At 54.2% G+C, this 15,016-nt stretch carries 14 protein-coding genes; 7 read left to right on the plus strand and 7 right to left on the minus strand.

Translation table 11 applies throughout. The annotated features are described in order from the left end of the window. The first annotated feature begins 28 nt into the window (after nucleotides 1-28). From J2X61_RS30985 to J2X61_RS31015, 7 genes are all read left to right on the plus strand, one after another. Nucleotides 29-523, plus strand: a complete 495-nt coding sequence (locus J2X61_RS30985) for a cell wall elongation regulator TseB-like domain-containing protein (protein ID WP_274468135.1) — start codon at nucleotides 29-31, stop codon at nucleotides 521-523. Between the two features lie 114 nt (nucleotides 524-637). Then, on the plus strand, nucleotides 638-1,168 hold the full coding sequence (locus J2X61_RS30990; protein ID WP_274468137.1) for a hypothetical protein: 531 nt from the start codon (nucleotides 638-640) through the stop codon (nucleotides 1,166-1,168). Continuing rightward, nucleotides 1,161-2,672 carry an AAA family ATPase gene (locus J2X61_RS30995; RefSeq protein WP_310193690.1) on the plus strand — a complete coding sequence of 504 codons (1,512 nt, stop codon included), beginning with the start codon at nucleotides 1,161-1,163 and terminating at the stop codon, nucleotides 2,670-2,672. The genes J2X61_RS30990 and J2X61_RS30995 overlap by 8 nt, the downstream gene beginning before the upstream one ends. A 247-nt stretch (nucleotides 2,673-2,919) precedes the next feature. Beyond that, nucleotides 2,920-3,792, plus strand: coding sequence for a 3-hydroxyacyl-CoA dehydrogenase family protein (locus tag J2X61_RS31000; RefSeq protein WP_274468139.1), 873 nt, complete (start codon nucleotides 2,920-2,922; stop codon nucleotides 3,790-3,792). Continuing rightward, a complete protein-coding gene (locus tag J2X61_RS31005) occupies nucleotides 3,789-5,018 on the plus strand; it encodes an acetate kinase (protein WP_274468140.1) in 1,230 nt (409 codons plus the stop codon). The genes J2X61_RS31000 and J2X61_RS31005 overlap by 4 nt, the downstream gene beginning before the upstream one ends. Before the next feature lie 108 nt (nucleotides 5,019-5,126). After that, nucleotides 5,127-6,416, plus strand: coding sequence for an asparagine--tRNA ligase (gene asnS / locus J2X61_RS31010; RefSeq protein WP_310193694.1), 1,290 nt, complete (start codon nucleotides 5,127-5,129; stop codon nucleotides 6,414-6,416). Between the two features lie 34 nt (nucleotides 6,417-6,450). Continuing rightward, nucleotides 6,451-7,131, plus strand: a complete 681-nt coding sequence (locus J2X61_RS31015; protein WP_274468143.1) for a DnaD domain-containing protein — start codon at nucleotides 6,451-6,453, stop codon at nucleotides 7,129-7,131. Nucleotides 7,132-7,226: 95 nt separating this feature from the next. Here the strand turns inward: J2X61_RS31015 and mtnB are convergent, their stop codons facing one another. From mtnB to proB, 7 genes are read right to left on the minus strand one after another with little or no spacing between them, the layout of a single operon-like run. Beyond that, entirely contained in the window at nucleotides 7,227-7,862 is a 636-nt protein-coding gene (gene mtnB / locus J2X61_RS31020; RefSeq protein ID WP_274468145.1) for a methylthioribulose 1-phosphate dehydratase, read from the minus strand. After that, entirely contained in the window at nucleotides 7,859-8,521 is a 663-nt protein-coding gene (locus J2X61_RS31025) for a 2-hydroxy-3-keto-5-methylthiopentenyl-1-phosphate phosphatase (protein ID WP_274468146.1), read from the minus strand. Before J2X61_RS31025 ends, mtnB begins: the two co-directional genes overlap by 4 nt. Further along, nucleotides 8,518-9,786 (minus strand): 2,3-diketo-5-methylthiopentyl-1-phosphate enolase, encoded by a 1,269-nt coding sequence (locus J2X61_RS31030; RefSeq protein WP_310193698.1) that lies wholly within the window; start codon nucleotides 9,784-9,786, stop codon nucleotides 8,518-8,520. The genes J2X61_RS31025 and J2X61_RS31030 overlap by 4 nt, the downstream gene beginning before the upstream one ends. Nucleotides 9,787-9,828: 42 nt before the next feature. After that, entirely contained in the window at nucleotides 9,829-10,698 is an 870-nt protein-coding gene (gene proC, locus J2X61_RS31035; RefSeq protein ID WP_310193701.1) for a pyrroline-5-carboxylate reductase, read from the minus strand. A gap of 29 nt (nucleotides 10,699-10,727) precedes the next feature. After that, nucleotides 10,728-11,975 (minus strand): glutamate-5-semialdehyde dehydrogenase, encoded by a 1,248-nt coding sequence (locus tag J2X61_RS31040; RefSeq protein ID WP_274468149.1) that lies wholly within the window; start codon nucleotides 11,973-11,975, stop codon nucleotides 10,728-10,730. After that, nucleotides 11,968-13,689: a proline--tRNA ligase gene (locus tag J2X61_RS31045; RefSeq protein ID WP_274468151.1), complete on the minus strand. Its 1,722-nt coding sequence runs from the start codon at nucleotides 13,687-13,689 to the stop codon at nucleotides 11,968-11,970. The genes J2X61_RS31040 and J2X61_RS31045 overlap by 8 nt, the downstream gene beginning before the upstream one ends. 36 nt (nucleotides 13,690-13,725) lie before the next feature. Continuing rightward, nucleotides 13,726-14,826 (minus strand): glutamate 5-kinase, encoded by a 1,101-nt coding sequence (proB, locus tag J2X61_RS31050; protein WP_274468152.1) that lies wholly within the window; start codon nucleotides 14,824-14,826, stop codon nucleotides 13,726-13,728. Nucleotides 14,827-15,016: the final 190 nt, after the last annotated feature.

Genomic DNA, 15,016 nt, shown 5'->3' on the forward strand with positions numbered 1-15,016 from the left:
TGTTCGACGGGGGAGGTGAGCGGCGCTTATGAATGCGAAGCGAACAAGAATCATAACGTTAAGTATATTTATCGTATTGACGCTCTGCGTAGTGCTCAGCCGCTTCTATTTGAATGTTCAGAGTGAACATTGGAAGAGCAAGAGTGCCGCGGTGGAGACGGCTTATGAGAAAAGCTTGTTGACGAAAGCGACGAAGGTCGATTTCTTCTACGGCGATGAACCGTTCCAGATCGTCTATGGAGAAGACAAACTGGGCCAAGGAGTTATCGTATGGGTATCGGACAAAGAAGTGCATACGGAGATGACGACGGAAGGCTTCACGGAGGCTCAAGCCCGGGAGGCGGTGCTGAAGAAAGATCCGGCATTCGAGATCGAGCGCGCCATGCCGGGGAAGCTAGGCCAAGAATACGTCTGGGAAGTGTTTTATAAGAAGGAAGACGACAGCGGCACCCGCTATTTTTACGATTACTACAAATTTAAAGACGGAACCTATCTCGATACGTACAGACTCAGCCTGCAATAGGCTGAGTTTTGTTGTTTCCACTCATTTCATAAGGTCATTGTATATATCTAATGATATACTATTCGTATGGACTTGGATGCAACAAAATATTTCGAGAAAGGGGGACGTTGACTGATGAAGCTGCGTCTCTTACCTGTCGTATTGAGCGTTATTATTTCCGCCGGCGTTTTATTTGGAGGCTGGTTTGCTTATACAAGTTTTGCAATGGAAAATCCATTATCCGATATCATCAGCAAAGTTCCTGGGGTAACTAGCTCGACAATGAAACTGGACAAAGACCAAGTTGATATAGAAATCACGTTGAAGGCAGATGCGAACTTAAGAACGGTTGTTGAACGGATTCATGAAGAAGGAGCATCGATTATCGGCAAACGGACGGTCAATATTCATGTGAAGGACAATCCCTCCGAAGGGTTGAACCAGTGGTGGTCCAAGGCGTTGTTCGAAGTTGCGCAAGCGATGGAGACGAAGCATTACGCCGATATTCCCGCAACACTGCAGAAATATGCGGCGGATATGCCGAACTTGAAAGTTGAGAGCGAGATGGACCAGACTTACGTATATATTCGATTGACGGACGGTGACGCCACGAAATTCATCATGCTTCCTAGAACATCGCAGATAGGAGTGTGGCCGAATGAGTAAAATATATAAAGAAATCGGGATCGGTGCGATCCCGGTATTGCTTATCTTTCTAGCGTTCCTGGGTGTGAATATCATTCCGATTCTCTTCGTCGGTGTCCTTGGCGTATCGCTGTTCTATATGATCAAAGGGCGCGGCGGTATTGGCATCTCCGGCGGCGGAGGCGGCGGTGAACGGAAGAGCAAGAATCGTACTCCCGCGTTTCTGACGTTTGACCAGATCGGGGGACAAGACCGCGCGAAGAAAGAATTGACGGAAGCTCTGGATTTTCTGATCAAGCACGAAGAAATTAAGAAGCTGGGGATTCGTCCGTTGAAAGGGATTCTGTTGACCGGTCCTCCGGGAACAGGGAAAACGTTGATGGCCAAAGCAGCCGCACATTATACGAATTCCGTATATTTGGCGGCATCCGGCAGTGAGTTCGTCGAGATGTACGTCGGTGTCGGCGCGAGCCGCGTCCGCGATCTGTTCAAGGAAGCGAGAACTCGCGCCTTGAAAGAGGGTAAAGACAATGCGATTATTTTCATCGACGAGATTGACGTGATTGGCGGTAAGCGTGACGGCGGCCAACAGCGTGAGTACGATCAAACGCTGAATCAGCTGCTGACGGAGATGGACGGCATTCATACGAATGATGCGCCGCGCATTCTCATTATGGCAGCGACGAACCGCAAAGAAATGCTGGATAGCGCATTGCTGCGTCCGGGACGTTTCGACCGCCATATTGAGGTGGATTTGCCGGATAAGAAGGGCCGGTTATCGATTCTGGATATTCATGTGAAAAATAAACCGTTGTCTAAGGCAGTGTCTCTGGATGCTGTCGCAGAACAAACGTTCGGTTTCTCCGGCGCGCAGCTGGAAGGTGTGTTGAACGAAGCGGCGATTTATGCGATGCGTGAGGATAAGCCGGAGATCGAGCAGCATCACCTGGCATCCGCGATCGATAAAATTATGATGGGCGAACGTACCGATAAAGAAACGGCCCAGGATGAAAAGGAACGCGTTGCGTATCATGAGCTGGGCCATGCGATCGTCGCTGAACTGGTGCGCCCCGGCTCCGTTTCGCAGGTTACAGTGAGCCCGCGCGGCAAAGCGCTGGGCTATGTGCGGCACAACCCGCCGAAAGATCATTACCTTTACACGAAGGATTACATCGAGCAGCAGATCATGATCGCCTTGGGCGGAGCGGCGGCTGAAGAAATGTTTTATGGCGGCCGCAGCACAGGGTCGCGCAACGACTTTGAACAAGCGTTGTCGATGGTTCGCAATATGATGGATTCCGGTCTCACTTCACTGGGGATCATTGACCGTGAGATGGTGACCAAGGATCAGCTGATGAAAGAGAACAACGCCATTCTGGAGGCGCTGATGATCCGCACGAAAGCACTGCTTGAACAGCAGCGTAGCGTGTTCGATCATTCCTTCGCCATTCTGATGAAGGAAGAAGTCATTTCCGGTGATACGTTCCGGGCCTTGTTCGACGCATCGGTTTCGCAAACCGCATAGGAAGAAGCAAGCAGAAGCAGGCGAGAGCCTGCTTCTTTTTTTCATTCTCAGTACACCTATAAATAAGCTTCTAATTGAGAATAATTCTCGTCCAAATTGTGTCGGAATTCATGAGGATTGGGTAATGTTTTGTGACGGTTAATGAAATTTGACAGTAAAAATTGTATGATAGTTTTGAGTTCCAAGATTGTAATGTCCTAAGGATGAGAATGATAAAGAATGAGTTGTAGCAAAGGGGAAATGGGGCATGGTTTTCAAAACGATTGGTGTCGTCGGCGGCGGCACGATGGGACAAGGAATATCAGAAATGTTGGCGGCCCGCGGCCTGGAAGTGCTCCTCGCAGAGAAAACAACCGAGAAGCTGGACCGGGCGATTGAGCAGATTACCGTCAGCCTGGATAAACAAATCGAGCGTTGGGCCTTAACGGAAGCGGAGAAGAAGCTTATTTTGGCGAAAATTAAAAAAGCAGGCTCTCTTGCCGACATGGCTTCATGCGATATGGTGATAGAAACCGTCACGGAAGACTTGAATACCAAGAAGCACGTCTTCTTTCAATTAAATCAGCTGTGCAACGAGAATATTATACTGGCCACGAACACGTCAACACTCAGTGTAACGGAGATTGCTGCCGTTACCACGAATCCTCAGCGTGTGATCGGGCTTCATTTTCTGCATCCGGTTGCGAAGGTCAATCTCGTGGAAATCATCCGCGCTATGAAAACGTCGGACGAAACGTTTGAGCGAACCAAATATTTCGTAGATGAGCTTATCCAAAAGAAAGGGATTAAAGTCAATGAATCGCCTGGTTTCATTACAACGAGGCTGATTTGCACATTGATCAATGAGGCGCTGCATACGTTATCCGAAGGAGTCGCTTCGGCCGAAGATATCGATAATTCGATGCGGATTGGCTACGATTTCAAATACGGTCCGCTCGAGATGTGCGACCGCTTCGGGTTGGATGCGGTTCATGACGCGCTGGAAGGGATGTTCCGCGATTATGGGGACATTAAGTACCGTCCGTCGTTTCTGTTGAAAAAAATGGTGAGAGCCGGTCATCTGGGCGTCAAAACGGGCGAAGGCTTCTTCCGCTACGATAAGGACGGTGACCGGCTGTGAATGTACTTGTCATCAATGCAGGAAGCTCCTCACTTAAATATCAGCTCTTCCACATGGAGGACGAGTCGGTGCTGGCCAAAGGCCGGGTTGAACGAATCGGCATGGAAACCGCAATTCTAACGCATGAGCCGAAGGGGAAGGCCGAGGTTCACGAGGTCAGTGAAATTCTGGAGCATACGACAGCGATCCGCAAAGTGCTGGCGCTGCTCGTTCATCCCGAACACGGCGTGCTGTCCTCGACGGCCGAGATCCACGCCGTCGGCCACCGCGTCGTCCACGGCGGCGAAAGCTTCAAGAGCTCCGTCCTCGTGACGCACGAGGTGAAGCAGGAGATCAAGCGGCTCTTCGACTTGGCGCCGCTGCACAACCCGGCGCATATGCTGGGCATTACGGCGGTGGAGGCGAACATGCCGGATACACCGCAGGCCGTCGTGTTCGACACGGCCTTCCATCAGTCTATGCCGGCGCAAGCCTACCTGTACCCGGTACCGATGGTCCTGTACCGGAAGCACAAGGTGCGCCGCTACGGTTTCCACGGCACGTCGCACAACTACGTGAGCGAGCGCGCCGCGGCGTTCCTGGGCCGCCCGCTGAAGGAGCTGAAGCTCATTACCTGTCATATCGGGAACGGTGCTTCCTGCGCCGCCATTGCTCACGGCCAATCAATCGATACGAGCATGGGGATGACTCCGCTCGAAGGATTGATGATGGGCACGCGCAGCGGCGATCTGGATCCCGCCATCGTGCCTTATGCGATGGGCAAGGAGGATTTGACGCTCGGCGAGGTCTCCTCCATGCTGAACAAGCACAGCGGCTTGCAAGCGATCTCAGGCATCTCCAGCGATATGCGCGAGATTACGGAAGCGATGGCCGCCGGTGATAAGAATGCCAAGCTGGCCTTCGACATGTACGAGTACCGATTGCGCAAGTACATCGGTGCGTACGCGGCTGCTATGAACGGCGTGGATGCCATTGTGTTTACGGCCGGAGTCGGGGAAAATGCCGAAGTGCTGCGCAAGGCGGTCTGCGAACAGCTGACTTACCTTGGCGTCGAATTCGATGAGGAGGCCAACCGCACGGGCAGAGGGCTGGAACGCCGCATTACGACGGCAAGCTCCAAGGTGCAGGTGCTGGTCATACCGACGAACGAAGAGTGGATGATCGCCCGGGATACGTATGAATTGGTGCTGGCCGGTTCACCCGCAGCGCCATCCTCCGCCAACTGAATCTTGGCGGAAAATAGTGTACAATAGAAGAGCCGAGGGAATGGCGGACAGCGCCTTTCTCCCGGTTACAAGGTTCTCACGTAAAAGCTAAGGAGGCTCTATAGCAGGATGAAATGTACGATAGGTCAAGTCAAACACCACGTCGGCGAGTCTGTTACAATCGGCTGTTGGTTAAACAAGAAACGGTCAAGCGGTAAAATTCAATTTTTACAACTTAGAGACGGTTCAGGATATATACAAGGTGTTGTCGTGAAAAGCGAAGTGGGCGAAGAAGTCTGGGAAGCGGCTTCCAAGCTGACCCAAGAAAGCTCGTTATACATAACCGGCAAAGTGAAAGAAGACACTCGCAGCAAGGGCGGTTACGAGCTGGATGTAATCGGCGTGGAGATCATTCAAGTAACGGAAGAATATCCGATCACCCCGAAGGAGCACGGCGTTGACTTCCTGATGGATAACCGCCATCTCTGGATCCGCAGTCCCCGCCAACGCGCGGTGCTCGTCATTCGCGCGCAAATCATTCAAGCCGTGCAGCAGTTCTTCAACGAACGAGGCTTCCACTTGGTGGATCCGCCGATTCTGACACCGTCTTCCTGCGAAGGAACGACGAATCTGTTCCACACCAAATATTTTGACGAAGATGCATTCCTGACGCAGAGCGGTCAGCTCTATATGGAAGCGGCCGCGATGGCACTCGGCAGAGTGTACTCCTTCGGCCCGACGTTCCGTGCGGAGAAATCGAAAACGAGACGCCATCTCATTGAGTTCTGGATGATCGAGCCGGAGATGGCCTTCGTCGACCATGCCGAGAACCTGGAAGTGCAGGAGCAATTCGTCTCGCACATCGTGCAGTCCGTTCTTGCCAACTGCCAGGCTGAGTTGGAGACGCTGGAGCGCGATACGTCCAAGCTGGAGAAAATTAAAGGCAGCTTCCCGCGCATTACTTACGATCAAGCCGTGGACTTCTTGCAAAAGAACGGCCATGAATTCCAATGGGGCGAAGATTTCGGCGCACCGCACGAAACGGCGATTGCTGCCGAATACGAAACACCGGTCTTCATTACGCACTGGCCGACGGAGATCAAAGCCTTTTACATGAAACCGGACCCTGCCCGTCCTGAGGTCGTACTGTGTGCGGATATGATCGCGCCTGAGGGCTATGGGGAAATCATCGGAGGCAGCCAGCGGATTGACGATCCGGAGCTGATGGAGCAGCGTTTCCAAGAGCATGAACTGCCGAAAGAAGCTTACCAATGGTACCTGGATTTGCGCAAATACGGCACGGTGCCGCATTCCGGGTTCGGGCTTGGACTTGAACGTACGGTAGCCTGGATCTGCGGATTGGATCATGTCCGTGAAACGATTCCGTTCCCTCGTCTGCTATACCGTCTATATCCGTAATGTCTGAATCGACCGAAAGTAGAAAGGGGACAGGATGAGTAAACCGTATGTGATGCAGCAGCAAATAGAAGCGGTACTGTTGGCCAGTTTTCAGGAAGGCAGTGTCGCGGTTCCGCTCCTCCTGTTGAAAAATTACCGAGCGCTCCAGCTAAGCGAAATCGAAGTGATGACGCTCATTCATCTCATTGCTTTCTTGGAAAAGGAGAAGAATGACTTTCCGACTACGGATGAAATTCAAGCGCGCATGTCGGCATCACCGGATCTGGTGATCGCTTCCTTGCAGAAGCTGATTCATGAGCAGTTCATCACGATCGATGAAGTGATGGATGAAATGACCGAAATTCGCAGCGAGCGTTATAATCTGACGCCATTATACCGGCAGCTGGCCAAGCGGCTGGCCGAGCAGGAGATAGCGAAGCTATCCACCGTGCGGCAGCCTGTGCAGGCAGATGAGAGCGCCAGAAATATTTTCACCACGTTCGAGAAAGAATTCGCCCGGCCGTTGACACCGATGGAGCTGGAGACGATCTCCGGCTGGCTGGATAAGGACCAATACAAGGAAGAGCTGATTATGACCGCGCTGAAGGAAGCGGTGTTTGCCGGCAAAGTTCACTTCCGGTATATTGACCGCATCCTGCTGGAATGGAGCCGTAACCGTGTCGGTACGGTGGATCAAGCGAAGGAATATTCGCAGCGGTTCAGACAATCCCGGTGAGACTACAAAACCTGAGGCTAGATGCCTCAGGTTTTTTGCTGTCCGGCCGATGAGAAAAGCCGGCTCTCCTATGGAGAACCGGCTTATCAGCGGTTTTATTTATGCAGCACATGAGAGCGATACACATATTCGAAAAGGAATTCGAACGCTTCCAGATGGCGCTTGGCTTCGAATGCATTGGCGCCCCATGCATAGATGCCGTGCTTGCGCAGGACGATCCCTGGGATGCGCGGCACGATCGCGTCCTCGACGAGTGCGGCGATGCGCGGAATTTCCGCATAGTTCGGCAGAATCGGAATCTCGATCTGAGCTTCCTCATCCCAAATATTGAATGCTTTGATCAGTTCGACGCCGTCCACGGGAATGCTTTTGCGCTCCCAGTACAGCTCGGACACGAGATTGTTGAAGATCGTATGTACATGGAAAATCGCGCCGGCGCCAGTCAAACGGTAAATTTCACTGTGAATCAAAGTTTCGGCCGACGGCTTCAAGGAAGTGGCTTCCGTCGCCACGCCTTTCTCGTTCACAAGCAGGAAGTCTTCCGGCGTCTGTACGGATTTGTCCCGTCCGCTGGAGGTGATGGCGAAAGTGAATTGCTCGGGCTCGAAGCCGCCTACGCGAACGGACAAGTTGCCGCTTGTCGCAGGAAACCAGCCGCGTGCCGCCAAATTGGCTTTAATGTCGCGCAGTTCGGCGAATGCGCGTTGTTTCTCTTCCAGTAAAATGCTCATGCTACAGGTTCAGCCTCCAATTGCTTCATAATATCGAAGAAGTTCTCGAATGGATAATACGCATATCCCAGTTTCTCGCACATCTCAATCAGATGGGAGCGGGCGAAAATCGTATCCACGAGCTTGGCGCCTTCGAAATCGGTGATGCTGTCTCCGATAATAATTCGTTCGTATTTGCTCGAATCATAGGAGCGGATAATGCTTGTTTTGCACATGCCGCAGCCGGTGTGGCAATGCTCATCGCAGCTGTGCGGCCATAAGATTTCGATCGCGCTCCCCTCGAAGGAGGACGCGTTGCAGTAAATGTTCTCATGCGGAATCGGAAAAGGCTTCAACAGCGGATAAATGAAGAAATCGATGCCGCCGCTGGTGATCAGCAGCTTGATGCCTTGCTCTTGGCAATACGCCACGAATTCCTTGAAGCCGTCGCGAATCACGGCATTGCTGATGGCATAATCGACGATTTCATCCTTCCGCGAGGTCGGAAGCAGCGCGAACATAGCGCCTACACCTTGAGAGATGGATATCGTCTTATTCAAAATACGTTCCACGATCGCTTCCCAACCGTCCGGGTTGAAATGCTTCATGATCGCTACAATGTTATCGTTTACGGTAATCGTACCGTCGAAATCGCAAAAAATGATGCGTTCCTTGCTCATTCTCGAATCCCCCAAGTATCAATAGCTGATTGTAATTCTGGATGCGTTTGGGCATAATCGCGAAGCTGCTTGCCTTGCAGCGAGGCATCGATCGCTTGGCGGAATGCGCGTCCGCCGGCAATTGTCCCCAGCGGGTGCCCGTGAATCCCGCCGCCTGCATTGACGATGACGTCATGGCCGAAGTCGCGCAGGATGAGCGGTACCAGGCCTGGATGTATGCCGGCAGACGGAACCGGGAAGGATGCCGCCAGCTTCAGCTTGGCGTCCGTAGGAGCGTTATACGCATAATCCGCATGCAGATCGTTCGTTAAGAGCACGTGCTTGATCGCCAGGTTCTCTTCTCTGGGCATGACCACCGAGCCGTACGGAGAAGGGAACAGCACGAGGTCCGCACCGGCCAGCCGCATCAATTTGCCAAGCAGCACGGAAGGCGCGATTCCATAATGCGGGGAAGGGTAGGTAGCTCCCGCCATTGCCGGATGCGCCATGATCGGGATCGTAATCTCCGGATCGGCGCTAAGCTCGTGAAGCACATCGAAGCCGTAAGCCAATACGTTAAACAGCAAGGCGTTGGCGCCTGCACGGATCGCTTTCTTGGCTTGGGAGGCGAGCTTCGAGGTCGGTCCGGTCAAGTTAACGGCGTATAATAGCTTCTGTCCTGTCTCTCTTGACGCTTGTGCCGCCGCTTCCATACAAACCTCAATGCGTTTCTCCAGCGGAGTCAGCGGATTCTCGAACAATATTTCATCGTCCTTAATGAGATCCACCCCGCCGGCGGCCTGCAAATAAAACTGCTCGCGCAGCGCCGGCAGCTCATAGCCGACAACGGATTTGAAGATGCTCATCAGCAGCGGACGGTCATGCACGCCGAGAAGGTCGCGCACGCCTTGCATGCCGAATTTGGGTCCTGCGAAACCGGCCATGAAATCGGAGGAGAATTTCAAGTCGATCAGCCTAATTCTGCCATCCATGGATAGCTTGCCGAAAACGGTAACGAGCAGCGCAGGGATGTCCCGGCTGAAATTGACATCGGGATACGCGATCGTAATATCCGCGTAGCGGTTCGCGGCCGGCTCGCCCGGTGCCGGTTCGTGTACGTCAACGGAGACGACTTTCCCCAGATGCTTCTCCATCTGGGCTTTCTGCGCTTCAGGCAGCTCCGTCCAGGAACCGACGGTCAATCCGACAGCGATGCCCGTCGCTTTCTTATGGAAATCGGCTTTCTCGTCGAAACTCCGGTATGTGGCTAAACAATATGCACTCATGTTGAAACGTTCACCTGCTTTAATAGGATAAGACCTTGCGATCTAAGATGATTTGGTTACGGGGCTAGGCACCGCAATCTGTTCGCCCATCTCTTTGGCCCGCGCCGCGGAGCGGAATACGGCTCCCGATACGGCTTCCGTGAATTGGTAGCGGTCCAGCTCTTCAATGGAAGCCTGCGTCGCGCCGCCAGGCGATGTCACTTTGCGGCGAAGTTCCGCCGGATCTTTCTGCGTCTTCTGAACCATATGAGCGGCTCCGAGCACGGTCTGCAGCGTCAGCTGGCGCGCATCCTCCTCGGTAAGTCCGCCTTCGATTGCGGCCTTCGTCATAGCTTCCATGAAATAGTAGACATAAGCAGGGCCGCTTCCGGATACGCCGGTCACGATCTCCAGCTTCTCTTCCTCGACGACTGAGACAATGCCCACCGCTTCAAACATCTGGGTGGCGAGCTGCTTGAATGTATCATTCACGTTTGCGGAGAAGCTCATTCCTGTTGCGCCGAGTCCGATCGTCGATGAAGTATTCGGCATCGTGCGCACGATGCCCATGTTCGTTTGCAGCAGCGTCTCCATCTTGGCGATGGAAAGCCCGGCGATAACGGAGACGAGCAGCTGCTTCTCGTTCAACAGCGGCTTCAGCTCGGCAAAAGCGGTCACGACGTCCTTGGGCTTCATGCAGAGCACGACAACGTCGGCCTCGCGCAGAAATTTATCCTTCGTCTGAGGGTCGGACGTAGCTTGAATGCCGTATTCCGAGGTCAGGAACGCCAAGCGGTCCTGGTTGGAGCGGTTCATGACATAGACGTTGTGCGGCTGGGCGACCTCCGTCTGGACCAGTCCGCGAATAATGGCTTCCGACATCGAGCCGGCGCCGACAAAAGCGATTTTGGCTTGGGATAGTGAAGTAGACATCGTTCATTCCTCCTCAAAAGTTTGTTGATCTATTGGCGTATTTGTCCGCTTCCGTAGATGCGGTATTTGGTTGATGTCAACGCAGGCAGACCCATCGGTCCGCGAGCGTGCAGCTTTTGAGTGGAGATGCCGATCTCTGCCCCGAATCCGAATTCAAAGCCGTCGGTAAACCGTGTCGACGCGTTGTGATACACGGCTGCCGCATCGACTTCCTGCAGGAATCTCTCCGCGTTGGCCGCATCTTCCGTGACGATACATTCGGAATGCATCGTTCCGTATTCGCGAATATGCGCGAGCGCTTCATCGAGATCGCGAACGACTTTCACGGAGAGGATGTAGTCCCCGTATTCCGTTCCCCAGTCGTCAGCACCGGCTGCATGCATGCTCGGCACCAAAGCTTGGGCACGCTCGTCACCGCGCAGTTCAACCTTCGCGCCTGTGAACGCTTCGGCAATGGCGCCCAGATGCTTCGCCGCCGCCTTCTCATGGATGAGCAACGTCTCCATGGCGTTGCAGACGGATGGACGCTGAGCCTTGGCGTTGAGGCCGATGGAGATGGCCATATCGAGCTGTGCGCTTTCGTCTATAAAAGTATGACATACACCTGCGCCTGTTTCAATGACAGGGACGGAAGCGTTATTGACAACATTTTGAATAAGCGAGTGCCCGCCTCTTGGGATGAGAACGTCAATCAAGCCGTTCAGCTTCAGCATTTCGTCGACGGAGCTGCGGTCCGAAGAAACGATCAGCTGCAGGGCGTCGGCAGGAAGCGCCGAGCGGTTCAATGCGTCATGGAGCACCTCTACGATTTTCTCATTGGAAAAGAGGGCGGCCGATCCGCCGCGCAGAACAACGGCGTTGCCTGTCTTCAGACAAAGACCCGCCGCATCGACCGTGACGTTCGGTCTGGCTTCGTAGATGATGCCGATAACGCCGAGCGGAACGCGTATCTTACGAATACGCAAGCCGTTCGGACGTTGGAAATCTTCAAGCGTATCGCCGACCGGATCGGGAAGCTCGGCGATTTGCCGCAGACCTTCCGCAATCGCTGCGATGCGGGATTCGTTCAGCGCCAGACGGTCCAGCAGGGAGGCGCTGGTGCCTAACTGCTTGCCGCGCTCCAAATCTTTGGCGTTCGCTTCAATAATGTCCTGCTGACGGGTGACAAGGGCGTCGGCCATGAGCAGCAGAGCGGCGTTTTTTTGCTCCGTTGTCAGATTGCCCATCTGCTGGGCGGCTTGTTTCGCTAATTTGGACTTAAGAACGACTTCACTCATGGGAAGCACGACCTCCTGTTTGTATAATGGTTTGGCAATGTTCGAGAAGCTGTCGGGTTGTGATTTCGTATTGCTCGCCGCTGCGGCGTTCCTTGCATTCTACAAGCAGCTCTGAGGCTTTCTTGCCGACCGTGATACGGAGCGGGAAACCGAGCAAGTCGGCATCATTAAATTTAACGCCCGCCCGTTCATCCCGGTCGTCCCAAAGCACCGCATAACCGGCTTCGGTCAATTGCCGGTACAATTCTTCAGAGACCCGCTGCTGCGTTTCATCTTTCATTTGTACCGTCAGCAAATGGATGTCGAACGGGGCGATAGCGGACGGCCACACGATGCCCCGTTCATCGTGATTCTGCTCGATGACGGCGGCAAGCACGCGCGATACGCCGATCCCGTAACAGCCCATAATGATCGGTTCGTTCGAACCGTTCTCGCCAGCAATCGTTGCGCCCAGCGATGTGCTGTATTTGGTGCCGAGCTTGAAGACGTGGCCGACTTCGATGCCTTTGGCGAATGACAGAGGATTTCCACAGTTGGCACAGTGTTCTCCCTCGGAAACATTGCGGATATCGTGAAAGGGAATTCCGGCGAGATCTCGCTCCACGTTCACATGAAGGAGATGATAATCGGTTTCATTAGCCCCGCAAATGGCGTCCTGCATACCAATAATTGACGTATCCGCAATAAGTTTGACACCCGTCAGTCCGATCGGACCGATGAATCCGGCGACAGAGCCTAGATGAACGATTTCGGATTCGGCAAGCATCGTCACTTCCGCAGCTCCCAGCACGCCTTTGAGTTTGATCTCATTGACTTCACAATCTCCGCGAAGGAAGGCGATGACAGGCTCGCCATTCGCCGAGACGGCGACTGCTTTAATCAATCGGTCGGGCGTGGCGCGAAGATATTCGCTTAACTGCTTGATACTTGTCACCTGCGGCGTATGAACCTTCTGCACAGGTTGTGGCGCTTCTCCGGCCGACGGGGCAGGAGGCATCTTGCCGATCGCCTTCTCCAGGTTAGCCGCATAGAAGCAAGCCGGGCAATGGACGATCGTATCCTCGCCGATGTCCGCCAGCGCCATGAACTCATGCGTATCGGTGCCGCCGATCGCGCCGGAATCCGCTTCGACCGCACGGAACGTTAGGCCGCAGCGCGTGAAAATGCGGTGATACGCGTCATACATGCTGCGGTAGCTTTCGTCAAGGCCGCCGGCCGTAGTGTCGAAGGAGTACGCGTCCTTCATCAGGAATTCCCTGCCGCGCAGCAAGCCGAATCGCGGTCTTCGCTCATCGCGGAATTTGGTTTGTATTTGATACAGCGTAACCGGCAGCTTCTTATAGGACTGAATTTCGTCTTTCACAATCGTGGTAATGACTTCCTCATGGGTGGCGCCCAAGGCGAATTCCCGGCCGTGCCGGTCCTCGAGGCGCATGAGTTCAGGGCCATAGACGTCCCAGCGGCCGGAAGCCTTCCACAATTCGGAAGGGTGCAGCGCCGGCATGAGCATTTCTTGCGCGCCTGCCGCATCCATTTCCTCCCGGATAATGGTTTGAATATGTTGAAGGGCTTTGAGCCCGACTGGCAAATAGGAATAGATGCCGCTGGAGAGCTGCCGGATCAAGCCCGCGCGCAGCATCAGCCGGTGGCTTGCAGCTTCGGCGTCACCCGGGATATCCCGTAGAGTCGGAAGCAATAAACGTTGTTGTTTCATAGCAGGGTGCCTCGCTTTCTTTTAGGCGAATTTAAATTAATTCAACGGAACCCATTCATCACGGTGAATGACTTCGATTCTTGCGACTTCCACGCGCTTCTGCACTTCCTCGGTGGACAGCCCGGCGGCTGCCTGGATCTGCCAAGCGGCATAGTTGACGACGCCGCGTCCGAGCAGCGTGCCCTCGTCGCTTAAGACCTCGACGACGTCGCCGGGGTGGAAGTCGCCCGTTGCCCCGATGATGCCGGCAGGGAGCAAGCTCTTGCCGCCGCTGACCAATGCCGTTCTGGCGCCGGGATCTACGAGGATCTGTCCTTGGGGCACGGAGTGGAAGCCGACCCACTGTTTCTTCACCGGCAGGTTGTTCAGCAGGGTGTCGAAGTACGTGCCCTTGCCGCTGCCGTCGACGGCAAGCGGCAGATCGCCGGGCTCCACGACGCGCCCGATGAACACCGGCACGCCTCCGCGCATGGCGATCCGGGCGGCTTCTACCTTCGAGCGCATCCCGCCGGTGCCGACGGCGCTCCCCGAGCCGCCGGCGAAGCTGAACAGCTCATCGCTGATGGCGGCCACGCGATCGATGCGCTGGGCGTTCGCGTTCTTGCGGGGATCGTCCGTGTACAGGCCGTCCATATCCGTAATAATGATCAATTTGCCGGCTTTCACCAAATTGCCGACGAGGGCGGACAACGTATCGTTGTCGCCGAATTTCAATTCATCCACCGAGACGGTGTCATTCTCGTTAATGATCGGAACCACGCCGCGCTGCAGCAGTTCGTCGATCGTCATCAGCGCGTTCTGGACGCGCTTGCGGTTGGAGAAATCGTACCGGGTCAGCAGGATTTGCGCCACGCTCACGCCATGGGACGCGAAGGCTTCATGGTACGCCTGCATGAGCAGCGCTTGGCCGACAGCGGCCGCCGCCTGCTTCTCGTGGAGTACCTTAGGCCGCGTGCGGTAGCCAAGCGAGGTGAAGCCGGCGGCTACCGCGCCGGAAGTGACGAGCAGCACCTGGTTGCCTTCCTTCTGCAATTGCGCCAGTTCCGATGCGAAAAACCGGATTTTATCTGGATTCAGGCCGCCTGTATCTGAAGTGAGAGAGGAGCTGCCGATTTTTACGACGATGCGCTGTGTCATTAAGATCCCATCCTTATTTTGGTATAAATAAAAAAGACTCCCGTCCTCATGACAATAAGGACGAAAGTCTGCAGCTTCCGCGGTACCACCTTAGATTGGCGCATGTACAGACTGCGCCCAACTCTTCGATTCCCTGATAACAGCAGGGGACTGTTCAACTCATCGTTGACGGTTCAGGGGCGGGTTCGGA

Source organism: Bacillus sp. 3255, assembly GCF_031456485.1.
Classification (GTDB): domain Bacteria; phylum Bacillota; class Bacilli; order Paenibacillales; family NBRC-103111; genus Paenibacillus_E.